This window comes from Amycolatopsis sp. NPDC049868, from assembly GCF_044461365.1.
Classification (GTDB): Bacteria; Actinomycetota; Actinomycetes; order Mycobacteriales; family Pseudonocardiaceae; genus Amycolatopsis.
In genome coordinates, this window is sequence record NZ_JBITKV010000004.1 from 176808 (window position 1) to 194942 (window position 18135).

The 18135-nt window shown below is 71.0% G+C and carries 18 protein-coding genes and 1 pseudogene; 16 read left to right on the forward strand and 3 right to left on the reverse strand.

All coding sequences use genetic code 11. From position 1 onward, the window contains the following. Positions 1-72 precede the first annotated feature (72 nt). Positions 73-198, reverse strand: coding sequence for a hypothetical protein (locus tag ACIBTM_RS19380; RefSeq protein ID WP_395878918.1), 126 nt, complete (start codon positions 196-198; stop codon positions 73-75). Here ACIBTM_RS19380 and ACIBTM_RS19385 point away from each other — a divergent pair. The 4 genes and pseudogenes from ACIBTM_RS19385 to ACIBTM_RS19400 all read left to right on the forward strand — a co-directional run bounded on the left by ACIBTM_RS19385 (position 161) and on the right by ACIBTM_RS19400 (position 4908). Beyond that, a pseudogene (locus ACIBTM_RS19385) lies at positions 161-1400 on the forward strand (SLC13 family permease). The gene ACIBTM_RS19380 and the pseudogene ACIBTM_RS19385 sit on opposite strands and share 38 nt — an antisense overlap. Positions 1401-1411: 11 nt before the next feature. Further along, the gene (locus ACIBTM_RS19390) at positions 1412-2827 is read left to right on the forward strand and encodes an acyl-CoA synthetase (protein ID WP_395878419.1); all 1416 of its coding nucleotides are present in this window, start codon (positions 1412-1414) and stop codon (positions 2825-2827) included. Beyond that, positions 2820-4076, forward strand: coding sequence for a carboxyl transferase domain-containing protein (locus ACIBTM_RS19395; protein WP_395878421.1), 1257 nt, complete (start codon positions 2820-2822; stop codon positions 4074-4076). The genes ACIBTM_RS19390 and ACIBTM_RS19395 overlap by 8 nt, the downstream gene beginning before the upstream one ends. 10 nt (positions 4077-4086) lie before the next feature. Then, the gene (locus ACIBTM_RS19400; protein ID WP_395878423.1) at positions 4087-4908 is read left to right on the forward strand and encodes an SGNH/GDSL hydrolase family protein; all 822 of its coding nucleotides are present in this window, start codon (positions 4087-4089) and stop codon (positions 4906-4908) included. Here ACIBTM_RS19400 and ACIBTM_RS19405 read toward each other — a convergent pair. Next, positions 4889-5821: a helix-turn-helix domain-containing protein gene (locus ACIBTM_RS19405; RefSeq protein ID WP_395878424.1), complete on the reverse strand. Its 933-nt coding sequence runs from the start codon at positions 5819-5821 to the stop codon at positions 4889-4891. The two genes, ACIBTM_RS19400 and ACIBTM_RS19405, sit on opposite strands and share 20 nt — an antisense overlap. 99 nt (positions 5822-5920) lie before the next feature. Here ACIBTM_RS19405 and ACIBTM_RS19410 point away from each other — a divergent pair, with 99 nt between their 5' ends. Then, positions 5921-6922, forward strand: a complete 1002-nt coding sequence (locus tag ACIBTM_RS19410; protein WP_395878426.1) for a saccharopine dehydrogenase family protein — start codon at positions 5921-5923, stop codon at positions 6920-6922. On the opposite strand, the gene ACIBTM_RS19415 is transcribed toward ACIBTM_RS19410, so the two are convergent. Beyond that, entirely contained in the window at positions 6912-7412 is a 501-nt protein-coding gene (locus ACIBTM_RS19415) for a D-alanyl-D-alanine carboxypeptidase (protein ID WP_395878897.1), read from the reverse strand. The two genes, ACIBTM_RS19410 and ACIBTM_RS19415, sit on opposite strands and share 11 nt — an antisense overlap. Before the next feature lie 154 nt (positions 7413-7566). Between ACIBTM_RS19415 and ACIBTM_RS19420 the strand changes: the two genes are divergently transcribed. From ACIBTM_RS19420 to ACIBTM_RS19470, 11 genes are all read left to right on the forward strand, one after another. Next, positions 7567-8298: a response regulator gene (locus ACIBTM_RS19420; RefSeq protein ID WP_395878428.1), complete on the forward strand. Its 732-nt coding sequence runs from the start codon at positions 7567-7569 to the stop codon at positions 8296-8298. Continuing rightward, complete coding sequence (locus tag ACIBTM_RS19425; protein ID WP_395878430.1) at positions 8295-9701, forward strand: ATP-binding protein; 1407 nt, start codon at positions 8295-8297, stop codon at positions 9699-9701. Before ACIBTM_RS19420 ends, ACIBTM_RS19425 begins: the two co-directional genes overlap by 4 nt. Next, complete coding sequence (locus ACIBTM_RS19430) at positions 9698-10159, forward strand: GerMN domain-containing protein (RefSeq protein ID WP_395878432.1); 462 nt, start codon at positions 9698-9700, stop codon at positions 10157-10159. Before ACIBTM_RS19425 ends, ACIBTM_RS19430 begins: the two co-directional genes overlap by 4 nt. A gap of 469 nt (positions 10160-10628) precedes the next feature. Continuing rightward, positions 10629-11378, forward strand: a complete 750-nt coding sequence (gene dhbA / locus ACIBTM_RS19435) for a 2,3-dihydro-2,3-dihydroxybenzoate dehydrogenase (protein ID WP_395878435.1) — start codon at positions 10629-10631, stop codon at positions 11376-11378. Positions 11379-11516: 138 nt separating this feature from the next. Next, positions 11517-12710, forward strand: a complete 1194-nt coding sequence (locus ACIBTM_RS19440) for an isochorismate synthase (protein ID WP_395878438.1) — start codon at positions 11517-11519, stop codon at positions 12708-12710. After that, positions 12707-14329, forward strand: coding sequence for a (2,3-dihydroxybenzoyl)adenylate synthase (locus ACIBTM_RS19445; protein WP_395878440.1), 1623 nt, complete (start codon positions 12707-12709; stop codon positions 14327-14329). The genes ACIBTM_RS19440 and ACIBTM_RS19445 overlap by 4 nt, the downstream gene beginning before the upstream one ends. Then, positions 14326-14997: an isochorismatase family protein gene (locus tag ACIBTM_RS19450; protein ID WP_395878442.1), complete on the forward strand. Its 672-nt coding sequence runs from the start codon at positions 14326-14328 to the stop codon at positions 14995-14997. Before ACIBTM_RS19445 ends, ACIBTM_RS19450 begins: the two co-directional genes overlap by 4 nt. Next, on the forward strand, positions 14994-15263 hold the full coding sequence (locus ACIBTM_RS19455; protein ID WP_395878444.1) for a phosphopantetheine-binding protein: 270 nt from the start codon (positions 14994-14996) through the stop codon (positions 15261-15263). The genes ACIBTM_RS19450 and ACIBTM_RS19455 overlap by 4 nt, the downstream gene beginning before the upstream one ends. Further along, complete coding sequence (locus tag ACIBTM_RS19460; RefSeq protein ID WP_395878446.1) at positions 15260-16114, forward strand: siderophore-interacting protein; 855 nt, start codon at positions 15260-15262, stop codon at positions 16112-16114. The genes ACIBTM_RS19455 and ACIBTM_RS19460 overlap by 4 nt, the downstream gene beginning before the upstream one ends. 27 nt (positions 16115-16141) lie before the next feature. After that, complete coding sequence (locus tag ACIBTM_RS19465) at positions 16142-17143, forward strand: ABC transporter substrate-binding protein (protein WP_395878448.1); 1002 nt, start codon at positions 16142-16144, stop codon at positions 17141-17143. Continuing rightward, positions 17140-18123, forward strand: a complete 984-nt coding sequence (locus ACIBTM_RS19470; protein ID WP_395878450.1) for a FecCD family ABC transporter permease — start codon at positions 17140-17142, stop codon at positions 18121-18123. The genes ACIBTM_RS19465 and ACIBTM_RS19470 overlap by 4 nt, the downstream gene beginning before the upstream one ends. The last annotated feature ends 12 nt before the right edge of the window (positions 18124-18135 follow it).

Genomic DNA, 18135 nt, shown 5'->3' on the forward strand with positions numbered 1-18135 from the left:
ACAAGTGGCTCAGCCAATTTACCACTGATCCCTTGACAGGTGGTCGCCGTCACAGGGAAAGTGGCTCAGCCACTAGTCCACTCGGCCACTCGCCAAGGGGCTCCCGCCGTCAAGGAGGACGGTCATGTCCGCCCAGCTGATCTCGATCCTCGTCCTCGTGGTGATCTTCGCCCTCGCCACGACCCGCTCGATCAACATGGGGGCTCGCCTTCGCCGGCGCGTTCCTCGTCGGCACCCTCGCCGGTGGACTGGACACCGACGGCATCTTCGCCGGCTTCCCAGGCGACATCTTCGTGGTGCTGGTGGGGGTCACCTATCTGTTCGCCATCGCCAGGGCCAACGGCACCACCGACTGGCTGGTGGCCGCGGCCGTCCGGCTGGTCGGCGGCCGGATCGCGCTCATCCCGTGGGTGATGTTCGTGGTCACCGGCGCGCTGACCGCGATCGGCGCGGTGAGCCCGGCGGCCTGCGCGATCGTCGCGCCGATCGCGCTCGGTTTCGCCGCCCGCTACAAGATCAGCCCGCTGCTCATGGGCGCGATGGTGGTGCACGGCGCGCAGGGCGGCGGGTTCTCGCCGATCAGCGTCTACGGCTCGATCGTCAACGGGATCGTCGAACGCAACCACATCGCCGGCAGCCCCGTGGTGCTGTTCTTCGCGAGCCTCGGCATGAACCTCGCCATCGCGGGCGTCCTCTTCGTCGTCCTCGGCGGGACCAAACTGCGGCGCCGCCAGCTCGTGACGGCGGGCGCGGGCGAAACCGAGACCGACGAGGAACCGCTGCCGCACGAACAGCGCATTCCCTTGGACGGCCCCAAGATCGTGACCTTGACCGGGCTGATCGCACTCGTGGTCGGCACCCTGGTGTTCGATCTCGACCCCGGCCTGACCGCCATCACCGTCGCCGTCCTGCTGTCCGTCGCGTGGCCCAAGACCAGCCGTTCCGCGGTCTCCGAGATCACCTGGCCGACCGTGCTGCTGATCTGCGGTGTGCTGACCTACGTCGCGGTGCTGAAGGAGATCGGCACCATCGACTACGTCGGCAACGCGGTCACCACCGTGGGGATCCCGCTGCTCGCGGCGCTTCTGCTGTGCTATATCGGCGGTGTCGTCTCCGCCTTCGCGTCTTCGGTCGGGCTGATGGGCGCGCTCATCCCGCTCGCCGTCCCGTTCCTGGCGCAGGGCACGATCGGGCCGGTCGGCATGATCGCCGCCCTCGCGGTCTCGGCGACGATGGTGGACGTCAGTCCCTTCTCCACCAACGGCGCGCTCGTCCTCGCCAACGCCAAGGACGTCGACCGCGAGAAGTTCTTCAAACAACTTCTGGTCTACGGGGCGCTCGTGGTGGCCGTCGTGCCACTGATCGCCTGGCTCGTGTTCGTCGTGCCCAACTGGGGCTGAGGAGGAGATCCATGCTGTCCGGACTGACTGCCGGGAACGACCGCGTCGCCCTGCGGTTCGGCGACGAAGCCCTGACCTACGGCGAACTCGCGTCCGTCGCGGGTCCGCTCGCCGCCGGGCTGGCCGGTCGCACGCGGGTCGCGGTGTGGGCGACACCGACGCTGCGGACCTGTGTCGCCATCGTCGCCGCGCTGACCGCCGGAGTCCCGGTGGTGCCGATCAACCCGAAGGCCGGATCACGCGAACTGGCGCATATCGTCGCCGACAGCGCGCCGGATCTCGTGCTGGCCGAGCCGGATGTCACGCTGCCGCCGGAACTCGGGGCGTTGCAGCGGGTTCCGATCGAGCTGGACGTCTCGGGCACGCCGTGGCGAGGCGACGAACCGGATCCGGAGGCCGCGGCGTTCGTCATCTACACCTCGGGGACCACCGGGCCGCCGAAGGGGGTTCTGCTCCCACGCCGCGCGGTGGCGTCGAATCTCGACGCGCTCGCGGAGATCTGGCACTGGACCGAGGCCGACGTCCTCGTGCACGCCCTGCCGCTCTTCCATGTGCACGGCCTGATCCTGGGCGTGGTCGGCCCGCTGCGGCGGGGCGGCTCGCTGCACCACCTCGGGCGGTTTTCGAGTGAAGCGGCCGCGAAGGAGCTAGCCGGGGTAGGGACGATGCTCTTCGGCGTCCCGACGATGTATCACCGGCTGGCGGCCGATTGCGAGGCCGATCCCGCGCTGGCCGCCGGGGTGGGCGCGGCGCGGCTGCTCGTCTCGGGATCGGCGGCCCTGCCCGCGACCGACCACGAGCGGATCACCGCCGCGACCGGGCAACGGGTCGTCGAACGCTATGGCATGACCGAGACGCTGATGAACTGCGGTGTCCGTGTCACGGGGGACCGGCGGCCAGGTGCGGTCGGCCCGCCGGTGCCCGGCGTCGAACTGAGGCTGGTCGACGACGCCGGTGAACCACTCGACGGCGAGACGGTCGGCGAGATCGAGATCCGCGGCCCGAACCTGTTCCTCGGTTACCTGAACCGGTCGGACGCCACGGAAGCCGCGCTGCACGACGGCTGGTTCAAGACCGGCGACATGGCGATCCGCGATCCGGACGGTTACGTGCGCATCGTGGGCCGCCGCGCCACCGACCTGATCAAGAGCGGCGGCTACAAGATCGGCGCGGGCGAGATCGAGAACGCGCTCCTGGAGCATCCGGGGGTCGCCGAAGCGGCCGTCACCGGGGAACCGGACGACGACCTCGGCGAGCGCATCGTGGCCTGGATCGTCCCCGCCGCGGACAAGCCGACGGCGGGCGAACTCGCCGACCACGTCGCCGGGCTGCTGTCACCGCATAAGCGGCCGCGTGTGGTGCGCTACCTGGAAGCGTTGCCCCGCAACGAGATGGGCAAGGTCCTCAAGCGGGCGCTCCATGACTGATCCGCTGGGCTGGGACGGTTACGCCGATTCCCTGGCCCGCGCCAGGGAACGCACGGGCACGGACGAGTCGGTCGTCTGGGAACGTGCGAAGTTCGGTGGCCACGAGGTCGTGACGATCCGCTTCGAGTTCGGCTTCCTCGGCGGTTCCGTCGGCACCGGGACCGGTGCGCTGCTCGAAGAGGCGCTCGAACAGGCCCGCGGATATCGGCTGCCCGTCGTCTCCCTGTTGTCGACGGGCGGGACCCGGATGCAGGAAGGTGTTCCCGCGCTGCGGCAACTGCAACGGATCGCACGCGGTCTCGCGCTGTTGCGGGAAGAAGGACTGCCGCACATCACCGTCGCGCGACACCCCACCACCGGCGGGGTTTGGGCTTCCCTCGGCGCCGACGCCGATGTCGTGCTCGCCGTGCCCGGCGCCCAGGTGGGTTTCGCCGGTCGCCGGGTGCGGCCGCAGCAGTACGCCGACGATCCCGCCTATACGGCGGAAAACCAGTACGCGGCCGGGTATGTCGACGAACTGGTGGCCGAGGACGCGATCGCCGACCGGCTGGAGGTTTGGCTCGGTCTGCTGACCGGCGGTTCGCGGAACCGTCCGGCGGATCTGCCGCGTGCGCTCGGTGCCCTCGACGCCGCGCCGGACGGCTGGCGAGCAGTCCAGCGCGCCCGGTCGGCGGACCGGCCCCGCGCGGACGCCTATCTCCACGACTACTTCGACACCCGCGTCACCCTCCGGGGCGGCGTCGACGACGGCGCCGTCTGCGGGATCGGCAGCCGGGGCGGACGGCCGATCGCGTTCGCGGCGCAGACCGGGACGGCGACCACACCCGGCGGCTTCCGGTCGGCGACCCGGCTGATCCGCCTCGCCGACCGGCTGGGACTGCCGGTGCTGACGCTCGTCGACACCCCGGGCGCGGCCGCCGATCCGGCCGCGGAGACCGACGGCGCCGGGAACGCGATCGCCGAACTGTTCGGCACGATCGCGGCGGCGGAGGTACCGATCACCACCCTGGTGATCGGTGAAGGAGGATCGGGCGGCGCGCTCGCCTTCTGCTCGGCGGACCGGATCTGGCTCACCCCGGACGCCTGTTTCTCCGTCATCGCCCCGGAACTGGCGGCCGGGATACTCAAGCGGGGGCCTGAAGAGATCCCCGCGCTCGCCGACGCGCTGAAGCCACGCCCCGAAGATCTGCTCGCCCTCGGCGCCATCGACGGCATCGCGGGACCGGAACCGATCACCTTCGTGAGATAAGGGGTTCGACATGTTCAAGCGGATATCCGCCGCGGTGCTCGCCGCGGCCTCGCTCGCTCTCCTGGCCACCTCGCCCGCGCAGGCGAGCGCACCTGCCCGCTATGTCGCGATGGGCAGTTCCTTCGCGGCGGGGCCGGGAATCCCGCCACAGCAGCCAGGAACCCCGGCGGCGTGCGGACGTTCGACGAAGAACTACGCGACTCTCGTGGCCGGGGAACGCGGTCTCGCCCTCACCGATGTCACCTGCAGCGGCGCGACCACGGCGAATATCCTCACCACGGGACAGGCAGGGCAGCCGCCGCAGATCGAGGCCGTCACCCGGGACACCAGGCTCGTGACGATCACCATCGGCGGCAACGACGTCGGCTACGTCGGCAGCCTGTTCACCTATGGCTGCCAGAACACCGGCGGCGCGAACTGCGGCCAGGTCGACCGAACCGCCGTCCGCGCGGCGCTCACCACGGTGCACGAGAAGATCGGTGCCGTCATCGCGGCGGTCCATCGGCGCGCGCCGCGGGCACGGGTGCTGGTCGTCGACTACCTGACGATCGTTCCGGGCGAAAGGCCCGCCTGCGACGGCGTTCCGCTCACCCCGGAGCAGCTCGCCTTCGAACGCGAGGTGGCGGACCGGCTGGCGGCGGCGACCCGGCGGGCGGCGCGCGACGAGCGGGCCACCCTGATCCCGGCGGCCACGGCCAGCGCGGACCACGACGCCTGCGCCGCGGTTCCCTGGATGGAGCGGTACGTGACCGCGCAGGGCCGCGTGCCCTACCACCCGAACGAGGCCGGGATGGCGGCCGTCGCCGACCTGATCACGGCACGGCTGCGCTAGTCGCGCGGAAGGTGCGGCGGTAGCTGTCCGGCGGCACACCGACGGTCCGGTTGAAATGCCGCCGCAAGGTCGCGGCGGTACCCATCCCGGTGGCCTCCGCGATCAGGTCGACGCTGTCGTCGGTCCGCTCCAGGAGTTCCTGTGCGCGGCGGATGCGCTGGGTCAGCAGCCAGCGCAGCGGCGTCGTCCCGGTCGCCGACCGGAAATGCCGGGCCAGGTTGCGTGAACTCATGTTGGCCTGTCGGGCGAGGTCCTCGACGGTCAGCGGCCGGTCCAGCCGTTCGGTGACCCAGGGGAGGAGCCCGCCGAGCGGATGGTCGTCCTGGTCGGGCACGGGGGTGGTGACGAACTGGGCCTGCCCGCCCGCGCGATGTGGTGGGACGACCAGACGGCGGGCGACGGTGTTCGCGACCGCCGAACCGTGGTCGCGGCGGACCAGGTGCAGGCACAGATCCATAGCGGCGGCCTTGCCCGCCGAGGTGAGCACGCTGCCGTTGTCGACGTAGAGGACGTCGGGATCGACCTCGACGGCGGGATACCGGGCGGCGAGCACGTCGGTGTGCGCCCAGTGCGTCGTCGCGCGGCGGCCGTCGAGCAGGCCGGCGGCCGCCAGGACGAACGCGCCCGTGCAGAGCGAAGCGACCCGCGCGCCCGCTTCGTGAGCGGCACGCACGGCCTCGACCAGGTCCGCGGGCGGATCGGCGTCGATGTCGGCCCAGCCGGGGACGATGACGGTGCCGGCGCGCGCGAGGCGATCGAGCCCGTGATCCGGTTCGAGCAGGAAACGCCCGACCTTCACCGGCTCGTCGCCGTAGACGCCGAATTCGTACAGACCCGTGTCGAAGACCTCGTGGGCGATGGACAGCTCGAACTGCAGCATGCCGTCCGTGGCGGCGAGGGCGACCGTACTCATGTCCGAAAGTGTACGCATGATGGCATTCCGGACACTGTCGATCGGCGGACTCCGCCGACAGGATGGTCCACAGTGGATCAGCCGAGGGCAGGAGAAACCATGGGTACGTACGACGTCGCGGTGTTCGGGGCCTACGGGCACACCGGGCGGTTCGTGGTGGCGGAATTGCGCGAGCGCGGCTTCGGCGTGCTCGCCGTGGGGCGCGACGAGGCCAAGCTGCGCGGCCTGCCTTGGCCCGACGTCGAGGTCCGCCAGGCGTCGGTCGACGACCCGGCTTCGCTCGACCGGGCGTTCGTGGGCGCGGACGCGGTGATCAACGCCGCCGGACCGTTCGCCGACACCGCCGCGCCGGTGATCGAAGCGGCGCTCCGGGCAGGCGTGCCGTACCTGGACGTGGCCGCGGAACTCGAAGCGAACATGGACACCTTCGCGGAGTTCCGCGACCGCGCCGAGGGGGCGACGGTAGTCCCGGCGATGGCGTTCTTCGGCGGGCTCGGCGACCTGATGGTCACCGCCGCGATGGGAGAGTGGACTTCCGCGGACGAAGCGCATATCGCGTACGCGCTGAGCAGCTGGCATCCGACGGAGGGGACCCGCGCGGCGGGCAAGGTGTCGAGGGAACGGCGTGGCGGCAAGCGGATCCGGTTCTCCGGCGGCCGGATCGAACGCCGTGAGGACGCGCTGCCGGAGCTGGACTGGGACTTTCCCGCGCCGCTCGGGACCCGCGCCGTGCTCGGCGAGTTCACGATGGCCGACGTCGTCACCGTCCCGAGCCACCTCGACATTCCCGAAGTGACCACGTACATGACCGTGGCCGCGGCCCGTGAGGTGGTGACTCCCGAGACGCCCGCGCCTCCGGCGGACGGCCCGTCCTCGCAGGAGTTCGTGGTCGACGTCGTCGTGCGGTCCGGCGGCGAGGAACGGCGGATCGTCGCACGAGGGCAGGACATCTACGCGATCACGGCGCCGCTGGTGGTGGAGGCCGTCCAGCGCGTGCTCGACGGGCGGACCAAGGCGACCGGGGTCGTTTCGGCGGGCGAGATCTTCGACGCGGCAGGCTTCCTGGCGGCGCTGGCGCCGCGGATCACCGTCACCGGGTGACACCGGCCCGCCAGCCCGGATGCGGCAGTCGCGCCGGCGGGGCTTCTCCGGGCCGGTACTCGAAATGCCACCATTCGTTGTCGTAGATCCGGTAGAGCGCGAAGCGGGCGCCATGGTCTTCCAGCCACTGCGCGCCCTCGCGCGGCCGGACGTCCAGCGCGGTGCCTCGGACGTGCGCGGAATCCTTCGGTGGCAGGACACGCTTTCGACCGGCCTCGGCGAGGAACAGCCGATGCTGCTCGGCGGCGTCCCGATGTCCCGAGGTGACGCCGAGGAGCGTGCGATGCCGCCAGAACGCCTCGCTCCTGGCGTCGGCGAACGCGGCGAGCGTTCCGGCGGTGAGCCCGGCGAGGTTCTCGGCGGGGAAGCGCAGCGACAGCGCCCATCCGCAGGCGAGACGGCGGGCCTGGCCGGGGGAGGCCAGCCACGCCGGGATCAGCAGCAGTACCGCGAGGACGCGGGTGATCGCCGCGAGCACGAGTTCTTTCATGCCGTCAACGGTCGCCGCGGCCTGTTCGAACCCGATCGCGGCGACGTGCGCGAACGCCGACGAAAATGTCACCGTTCCGCACGGATCACGCCGTGACGCAACGATGACATTCCGTGGACGTTCCGCGGAAACAGGACGGGCATCATGGCGTGTCATGGACGAGCGGATTCCGTCCGGCGCTGCGATAGTCGTCGGCATGCCCAGGGTGCTGCTCATCGAGGACGACCAAGCCGTGCGTGACGGGCTCAGCATGGCGCTGGGCGGACGTGGCCACGCGGTCGACGCGGTGGCCACCGGCGAGGAAGGCCTCGCCCGGCTCGCGTCGCGGCCGCCGGACATCGTCGTGCTGGACCTCATGCTGCCAGGACTCGACGGATTCGAGGTCTGCCGCCGGATCCGGGCGGCGGGGGATCTGCCGATCATCATGCTCACCGCGCGCAACGAGGATATCGACGTGGTGGCCGGGCTCGCCGCCGGCGCGGACGACTACGTGGTCAAACCCGCCAGGGCCCAGGTGCTGGAGGCCAGGATCCGCGCGGTGCTGCGCCGCACCGGGCAACCCGCACCCGTGCTCACCCCGGCCGAGGTCGAACGCCACGGCGATCTCGGCATCGACCGTGCCGGGCTGACGGTGACCAAGGCGGACAAGCCGCTCGCCCTCGCCCCGACCGAACTGCGGCTGCTGCTGGAACTCACCCAGGTCCCCGGCCGGGTGCTCAGCCGCCAGTACCTGCTGGAAAGCGTGTGGGAGCACGGCTACTTCGGCGATTCCCGGGTCGTCGACGCCTGTGTGCAACGGCTGCGCGCGAAGATCGAGGACGACTCGTCCGCGCCGGTGTACGTGCAGACGGTCCGCGGGTTCGGCTACCGGTTCGGGCCACTGTGAAGCTCGGGGGCCTGCGCACCCGGCTCCTTCTGGCGTTCAGCCTGCTGGTCGTGATCACCGCGGCGACGGTCGCGGGCGGCGCCTACGTCCAGTCCCGGACCGTGATCCTCCAGCAGGCACAGGACGCCACCGCCCGCGTCCTGGTCGACAAGGCCACCGCGTTGTACCCGCTCGGTCCGCTGCCGCCGGGTGACGGCACGCTGAGCCGGATCAGTGGTGAACTGTCCGACCGTGACCTGAGTTCCCTGGTCCTGTACGCGGACAGGGCGAGCGGGAACCGGCAGATGCGATCACTGATCTCGCCGGAGCTTCGCGACCGGGTCCGGTCGGGAAACGTCGCCTGGCAACGGGTCGAGTCCGGCGGCACGCCGATGCTGGTGGTGGGTACCCGGTTCACGGTGGTGCTTCCCGGTGGGCAGCAACGGGATTCGGGTATCGAGGCCTACATCGCGCGCAGCATGGCGCCCGAGGCCGAGAGTATCGACGAACTCGCCACCCGGGCCTGGCTGATCGGTGGGGTGGCGCTCGTTTTCGCCATCGGGCTGGCCTTGCTGGCCGCCCGCGGGGTCCTTCGGCCGGTGCGCGAACTGGGTGACGCGGCGCGGCGGCTCGGCAAGGGCGATCTGCGGGCCCGGGTCAGCGTCCGCGGCTCCGACGAACTGGCCGGTGTGGCGCGGACGTTCAACGAGACGGCCGAGTCGCTGGAACGCCACGTCGGTGAGCTGGAACGGATGGAGGCCGACGCGCGGCGGTTCGTCGCCGACGTCTCGCACGAACTGCGCACCCCGCTGGCCGCGATGACCGCGGTCGCGGACGTGCTGGAGCAGGAGGCGTCGAGTCTGCCGGGCGACGCCGGGCGTGCGGCGAAGATGAGCATCGAGGAGACGCACAACCTGACCCGGCTGGTGAACGACCTCATCGAGGTCTCCCGCTTCGACGCCGGGGCCGCCGCGCTGGCCCCGGAAGAAGTCGACGTCGCCGAGGTGATCGCGGCGAGCCTGCGCATCCGGGGCTGGACGGGCGAGGTGGAGGGAGACCTGCCCTCCGGGATCTTCGCCGAATGGGATCCGCGGCGGGTGGACGTCATCGTGGCGAACCTGGTCGGGAACGCCTTGCGGCACGGGGAAAAGCCCGTTTCGCTCCGGCTTTCCGAGGCAGGGGAGCGGATCACGCTGGAGGTCTCGGATCGCGGTCCCGGGCTGGCGCCCGAGGTGCTGCCGCATGTGTTCGACCGGTTCTACAAGGCGGATTCGGCCAGGACGAGGTCGGGCGGAAGCGGGCTCGGGCTGGCGATCGCCTGGGAGAACGCCCGTCTGCACGGCGGCACCTTGAGCGCGGCCAACGGCACCGACGGTGGCGCGGTGTTCACGTTGAGCCTGCCCCGGCGGGGAGTGACGGCATGAGGAAGACCTGTCTCGTCGCGCTTCTGCTCGTCTCGGCGGTCGCGGGCTGCGGTGTCCGGCCCAGCGCCGTGATCACCGGGGCGCCCGCGCCGACGGGGCCCGCGAACGGCGCGGTGCTCTACTTCCTGTCCGGCGGGCAACCGGTCCGGGTGTTGCGCCCGCTCGCCGAGGAGTTGCCGCCGGCGAGTCCCGTCGACCTGCTCGCCGCCGGACCGGACGAGAGCGAGCGGGAACGGCAGTACACCACCGAAGTCCCGCCCGGAACCGCGGTGCTGGACCAGACGCCCGCGCCGAACGGGGTCACGGTGACCCTCTCGGTCGGCGTCGCCGGGCTGTCGGCGAGGGCGGTCGATCAGATCGTGTGCACTGCCAGGGATTCCCTCGGCGGGAGCGCGCAGATCACGTTGCGGGGCGGAGGAACCATGCGCGGTCCGCTGTCGTGTCCCTTGCCCGGCTAGACGATCGTGAGCGGCGATTCGGGCTAGAGCCGATCGTGTCTTAGGTACCTACCGTCAGGCTGCATGTGTGATCAGACGGACGACACAGGTGACTGAGTGGACGACACGCGTGTCCCGCCGGACGACTCGCGGCAGGACCGGTCGCGTCCGAGTGTCGTCCATCCAGTCACGCGTGTCGTCCACTCAGTCACTCACGACCACCGCGACCAAGTCGGTGCCGGGGGCTCCTGCCGGCGCCGAAGTACATGAAGGCCCCCTTCCTTGCGCCTAGGTACAGGAAGGGGGCCTTCATGTACTTCACGCTGGGCGTGCAGGTCCACACACGCGGGCGGCACGTACCACGGCATTTTTGCCATTCCCGCCCGGCCGGTGGAGTGGCCCGAATCACCGGTGTCGGTCCCTCGCTTTGTCCGGTTCGGCCCGCTAGCTTAGGCAAGGCTAAGCAAATGGGACGTAGGGTGGTTGTGGCGTGGAGGGGATCGAGGGCAAGGTCGCGCTCGTCACCGGAGGCGCGCGCGGGATCGGGGCGGCCGTCGTGGACGGGCTCGCCGAGGCGGGCGCGATCGTGGCGGCGGTCGACCTGGTGGAAGGCGCTTCTCGGGACGGGGTGACCTCGTTCGTCGCGGACGTCGGGGATCCCGCCGCGGTCGCGCGGGTGGTCGACGAGGTCGAAAGCGGGCTCGGGCCGATCGGGATCGGGGCGTCCGTCGCGGGTGTGCTGAAGCCCGGGTCTGTCTGCGACACGAGCGACGAGGACTGGGCGGCGACCTTCGCGGTCAACTCCACCGGCGTCTTCACCGTGCTCCGCGAGATTTCCCGTCGGATGCTGCCCCGCCGGAGCGGTGTGCTCGTGACGGTCGGGTCGAACGCCGCGGGTGTCCCGCGGACCGGGATGGCCGCGTACGCCGCTTCGAAGGCCGCGGCGACGATGCTGACCCGCTGTCTGGGGCTCGAACTCGCCGGTTCCGGCATCCGCTGCAACGTCGTCTCGCCCGGCTCGACCGACACCGATATGCAACGTCTACTGTGGACGGACGAGAACGGCGCGGACCGTGTCATCGAGGGAAATCCGGAGCAATACCGTGTCGGCATACCGCTGGGCCGGATAGCCGAACCCGCCGATATCGCCGACGCCGTACTGTTTTTGGCCTCCGACCGCGCGCGGCACATCACGATGCAGAACCTCTACGTCGACGGTGGCGCGACGCTCCGCGCGTGATCTCGATGACGCAACGAAGACTTTTCGGGTCCGTACGATTAGGTTAGGCTAACCGAACAGTCATATTCGGCGCTTCCGCACTGGGGCACCACAAGAGCGCCTGTTCGGTCGGTAGTATTCGCGAAAGGGAATCCAGTCGTGTCCTCACCTGCGCCGGCCCGGCCGAGGCCGGTCCATCAGGCGGCCGATCTGCTGGCGGCGTACCTGCCCGGATCGTTCTACTACTCGTCCGCTCGCGGATCGCTGCTCGCCGACGGGGTGTACGCCCCGGTCCACGCGGCGCCGGGCAAGCGTGCCCGCGCGGCCGCCGAAGTCCTCGACGCCGCTCTCGTGGCGGGAGTGGCCGACCCCGTCGTCGCCGGCGCGATCGGCTTCCGGCCCGACGCGCCGAGCAGCCTGGTGGTACCCGCCCTCGTGCGCAAGGCGGGACCGCCGAAGACGAGTGGTCCGGTCGCCCCGCTCGGCGGGACCTGGGAGGTGTCGCCCCGGCCCGCGCCGGAGGTCTACACCACTGCGGTGGCCAGGGCGCTGGACGAGATCCGCGACGGTGACCTCCGCAAGATCGTGCTGGCCCGCTGCCTCGATGTCACCGACGGCGACCCTGTCGCCGTGCCGCGGCTGCTGGCGCGTCTCGTCCACGCGGACCCGGCGGCCCACGCCTTCGCCGTCGACGTCAGCGCGCCGGGGGATCCCGCGCCGCGCACCCTGATCGGCGCGAGCCCGGAACTCCTGGTCTCCCGCCGCGGTCGCGTCGTCACGGCCAACCCGCTGGCGGGATCGCGGCCACGGGTGGCCGACGACGCCGAAAACTCCCGGCGGATCAAGGATCTGCTGGCGTCCGAAAAGGACCGTGCCGAACACGCGCACGTCGCCGCCCAGGTGGCCGACGTGCTGGGCCGGTTCTGCGTCGACCTCGACGTCCCCGCCGAACCCGAAGTGATCGGCACGCCCACGATGTGGCACCTCTCGACCGAGATCAGCGGACGCCTGGCCGACGTCACCGACGCCGGTTCGTCCGCGCTCGGACTGGCCGAGGCGCTGCATCCGACACCGGCGGTCTGCGGCGTCCCGACCGGACTCGCCCGCGACACCATCGCCGCGCTCGAACCGGAGGATCGCGGCTATTACGCGGGTCTCGTCGGCTGGACCGATCAGGACGGTGACGGCGAATGGGTCGTCACCATCCGCTGCGCCGAGGTCCGCGACCGGACCGTCCGGTTGTTCGCGGGAGCGGGCGTGGTGGCGGGCTCGGATCCGGAAGCCGAACTCGCCGAGACCGGCGCCAAGTTCGGCACGATGCTGCGAGCCCTCGGTCTGGAGGGCGCGGCATGACCACCGGTCACGTGCCTTGGCCGCCGGAAACCGCCGCGCGCTACCGGGCTTCGGGATACTGGCGCGGCCAGACCTTCGGCAAGCTGCTGACCAGCCTCGCCGAGGCCTACGCCGAGCGCCTCGCCGTGATCGGCGAGAGCGCCCGCTGGACGTTCGCCGAACTCGACGAACGTGCGCACCGGCTCGCCGCCGGATTCGCGGGGGCCGGGATCCAGGCGGGCGACCGGGTCGTCGTGCAACTGCCGAATGTGCCGGAGTTCGCGTCCGTCGTCTTCGGACTGTGGCGGGCGGGCGCGCTGCCGGTGTTCGCGCTGCCCGCGCACCGCGCGAGCGAACTGCGGCATTTCGCCGAGCAGAGCGAGGCCGTGGCGATCCTGACCGTCGGGGAACACGAACGGTTCGACCACGCGGCCATGGCGCGCGCGGCCGCCGCCGAGATCCCTTCGGTGCGGAACGTCTTCGTCGTCGGCACGGAGGAATTCGCCGTGCTCGAAGCGGCGACTCCGCGCGCCCTGCCGGATCCGGACCCGGCCGGCGTCGCGTTCCTGCAGCTGTCCGGTGGAAGCACCGGGTTGCCCAAGCTGATCCCGCGCACGCACGACGACTACCTCTACAGCGTCCGGGAAAGCGCCAGGATCTGCGGTCTGCGCCCGGAAAGCGTGTACCTGGCCGCGTTGCCGGTCGCGCACAACTTCCCGCTCAGCTCGCCCGGTCTGCTCGGTGCGCTGCACGCGGGCGCGGCGACTGTGTTCGCGCCGCGTCCCGACGCCGACACCGCGTTCCGGCTGATCGAGGCCGAAGGCGTGACGATCACCGGGCTCGTGCCACCGCTGGCCGCGGCGTGGGCTCAGGCGGCCGCGCGCACCACGCGTGATCTGTCCTCTTTGGACGTCCTGCTGGTGGGCGGTGCGAAATGTGCCCGTGAGCTGGCCGAGAAGATCGGGCCCGCGCTGGGCTGCCGTCTGCAACAGGTGTTCGGCATGGCCGAGGGGCTGGTCTGCTACACCCGGCTCGACGACCCGGACGAGTACGTCCTCGCCACACAGGGACGGCCGATCTCGCCGGACGACGAGATCCGCGTGGTGAACCCGGACGACCCACTGTCCACTTCGGACGACGTCGTCGCGCCGGGGGAGATCGGCGCGCTGCTGACCCGCGGCCCGTACACGATCCGCGGCTATTACCGCGCCGAGGAGCACAACAAGACCGCGTTCACCGAGGACGGTTTCTACCGCACCGGTGATCTGGTGCGGCGGCAGCCGTCCGGGCATTTGGAAGTGGTCGGCCGGGCCAAGGAACAGATCAACCGCGGTGGCGAGAAGGTGGCCGCGGAAGAGGTGGAGAACCACCTGATGGCCCACCCGGGTGTGCTCGACGCCGCCGTCGTCGCGGTGCCGGACCCGTACCTGGGCGAGCGCACCTGCGCCTACGTCGTCCCCGCCGCCGGAGCGGAGCCCGCCGCGGCGGAGCTGCGCCGGTTCGTCCGCGAGCGCGGGGTCGCGGCGTTCAAGGTGCCCGATCTGGTCCAGGTGGTGCCGGAGTTCCCGGTGACCGGCGTCGGCAAGACCAGCAAACGCGAGCTGCGGGCGGCATTGGCCGCTCTGGCGAAGGAGAAGTGAGAGTGTCACTGCCCAAGATCGAGCCCTACGTCCTCCCGACGGAGGCCGAGCTGCCCGCCGGCCGGGTCGGCTGGAAGCCCGACGCCGCCCGTGCCGCCCTGCTGGTGCACGACGCGCAGCGGTACTTCCTCGCGCCGTACGCGGGATCCCCGGTCCCGGAGATGGTCGCGAACATCGCCGCGCTGGCCGACGCCGCCCGCGCCGCGGGTGTCCCGGTGTTCTACACCGCGCAGCCGGGCTACCAGGCCGCCGAGGACCGCGGACTGCTCACCGAGTTCTGGGGTGACGGCATCGGCGCGGTCATCGACGACGACCCGGCCGCGGCCGACGTGGTGGCCGAGCTGGCTCCGAAGGCGGGGGACAAGGTCCTGACGAAGTGGCGCTACAGCGCGTTCCAGCGCAGCACGTTCACCGAGCAGCTCGCCGAAGCGGGCCGGGATCAGTTGCTGATCACCGGTGTCTACGCGCATATCGGCTGCCAGGCCACCGCCGTCGAGGCGTTCATGCGTGACATCCAGCCGTTCCTGGTCGGCGACGCGGTCGCGGACTTCTCCCGCGAACGCCACGACCAGGCCTGTGAGTACGTCGCCCAGCGCTGCGGCGCACTGACCACCACGGCCGCCGCGCTCGCCGCGCTGGCCCCGATCCACGCCGGAGCACAGCGATGAGCCTCCGTGCCGAGAAGATCCACGCCGACGTCGCCGAACTCCTCGGCTGCGACCCGGCCGAGCTGAAGCCGGACACCGACCTCACCGACCTCGGTCTCGACTCGATGCGGATCATGGGCCTGGTCGAACAGTGGCGCACCGAGGGCGCCGACACCCTGGAGTTCGCCGACCTCGCCGAGCAGCCGACCCTCGGCCACTGGACGCGGGTTCTCTCAAAGCCGGTCAGCGGAGCTGAGGACGCGTCCGGAAAGCGACCGAACACGTGAGCCGCGCCGACCATCGCCACCGGCACCTCGAGCGCATCGCCGAAGTCCGTGCGGGACAGCACGCCGAGAAGGTGCCGTACCCGATCCGCATCCGCCAGGCCGAGGTCGTGCGCACCGAGATGGTCGGCTCCGGACTGCTCCGGGTCACCCTCGGCGGGCCGGGAACGGCGGGTTTCGAGGCGCATTCACCCGACGAACACGTGAAGGTCCTGTTCCCCGAGCTGGATCCCGAGCCTCGGCTGCCGGTCCAGGACGGCGACATGCTGCGCTGGCCGAAGCCGTCCCCGACGTCGCGCGAGTACACGGTCCGCCGGTACGACCCGGCCTCCGGGGAACTCGACCTCGACGTCGCACTGCACGAAGGCGGGCTCGGTTCCGGATGGGCCGAGAAGGTCACGCCCGGCACCCCGGTGCATGTCGCCGGACCGCCCGGCGGGCTGATCGTGCCGCATACCTACGACCGTTATCTGCTCGCCGGTGACGTCACCGCGCTGCCCGCGATCGCACGCTGGCTCGAAGAGCTGCCGCGCACCGCGGCCGGCTGGGCGTTCATCGAGGTCACCGACGCGAGCGAAGAGATCGAGCTGTCCGCGCCCGAAGACGTCGAGGTGCACTGGCTGCATCGGGGCGACGTCGCACCGGGCGCCTCCGACATCCTCGCTCGCGCGGTCCAGACGATCGAGGTCCCCGCCGGTGAGCGGCTCTACGCCTGGGTCGCGGGGGAGGCGGGGCAGATCAAACCGTTGCGCCGCTGGCTCAAGAGCGATCTCGGGCTCGGCAAGGACGACCACGACGTGACCGGCTACTGGAAACGCGGCGTCGCGGACTTCGACGACGAGCACGACCACTGATCCCCACCAAGAAGAACGAGGAAACCCATGCGCACCACTAGAACCCGACGCCTCGCCGGAGCGATCGCGCTCGCGCTGACGGTCGCGACCGCGGCCACCGCCTGCGGTTCGAGCGGCGACGGCAAGGCCACCGACGGTCAGACCCGGGTGTTCGCGGCCGACAACGGCCAGATCACCATCCCGGTCTCGCCGAAGCGGGTCATCGCCACCGGCTACGCCGTGCCCGCCCTGCTCGAAGCGGGCGCGCCGCTGGTCGGGGTGTCCAGCTGGAAGCGCGGGATCCCGCTGTTCAACGAGCAGGAGCGCAAGAAGTACGACGAGCTGGCGAAGGTCGCGGGCGAGTCGGCGTCGGAGACGAACTACGAGGCGATCGCGCAGGCGGATCCGGACCTCATCGTCATCGGTGTGCCGAAGCCGGTGCTCGCCGACATCGACATCAAACGGCTCGAAGCGATCGCGCCCGTCGTGGCCATCGGCCCGTCGGTGCCGTCGATGTGGCGTGAGCTGTCGCGCAAACAGGCCGACGCCGCCGGTGCGGCCGCCGGGTTCGACGCGCTCAAGACCGCGTACGACACCAAGGCCAAGGGGCTCGCCGAGAAGTACAAGGCCGTGCTGCCGCAGCTGAAACTGGGCCACGTCGGTGCCTACGGCGAGGTCGCCAAGGGCAATTTCCAGCGTGAGTTCAACGGCTCCTGGGGTACCAACGTCGCGCAGGACATCGGCGCCACCTACTACGGCCAGGTCAAGGTCAAGGGCGGCGGCTCCAAGGACGTCAGCGAATACCCGTCGATCGAGGAACTGCCGACCGCGTTCGCCCAGGCCGACGCGATCACCTACTCGGTCGCCGCCGACGGCTCCGTGCCCGCGCCGGTCAAGTACGTCCTCGACTCGCCGCTGTGGAAGGAACTCCCCGCGGTGAAGGCGGGCAAGGTCTACCCGTTCCGCTACACCGAGGCCGCCACCTACCGGGCCGCGACGTCCACTTTGGACGCCGTCGACCAGGCGTTCGCGCCGCTGCTCAAGCAGTGACCACCACCGGGCGGTCCGCGCTGCTCGGCGCCGCACTGCTCGGGCTCGTCGTGGTCGCCGTGCTGAGCGTCGGCATCGGCGCGCACGCCATCGCCCCCGGCGAGGTCGTGCGTGCCCTGCTGGGCGAGGGGAATCCGAGTGACCGGGCGGTGGTCCTGGACATCCGGATGCCGAGGGCGGTACTGGCGATCGGGGTCGGCGCGGCGCTCGCCGTCGGTGGCGTGCTCGTGCAGGCCTTGTCCCGCAACGCTTTGGCCGAACCCGGCGTGCTCGGCGTGACCGCCGGGGCCGGGTTCGCCATCGCGGTGGGGTCCTCGTTCGGTCTCGCCGCGTCGGCGCCCGCCGAACTGGGCTTGGCGGTGCTGGGCGCCGTCGGTGCGTCGGCGCTGGTATACGCGGTCGGCAGCAAGTCGCCGCTGCGGCTGGTGCTCGCCGGGACCGCGCTGAGCGCCGTGCTGCTGGGGCTCACCCTCGGCCTGCGGCTGCTGTTCCCGGACACCTTCGACGTCTACCGGTTCTGGTCGGTGGGTTCGCTGGCCGGCCGCGAACAGGCGCCGACCACCGTTCCGCTGATCATCATCGGCCTGTCCCTGCTGGGCGCGTTCGCGGTGAGCCGTCAGCTGAACGCGATCGCGCTCGGCGAGACGGTCGCGCACACCCTAGGGGCGAACGTCGCGCGCGTCCGGACGATCACCCTGTTGCTGATCACGCTGCTGGCGGGCGCGGCGACCGCGCTGGCCGGGCCGATCCTGTTCGTCGGGCTGATCGTGCCGCATCTGGCCCGGCGGGTGGCCGGCGCGTCGATCCCGTGGCTGATCGCGTTCGCCGCGCTGCTCGGCCCGGTCCTGATGCTGGCCGCGGACGTCGGCTCCCGGGTCCTGCTGCCGACCGGTGAGGTGCCGGTCGCGATCGTGACCGCGTTCCTCGGCGGCCCGGTGCTGATCTGGGCCGTCCGCAAATACGGGGCGGCGCCGCTGTGAGCACCCTTGTCC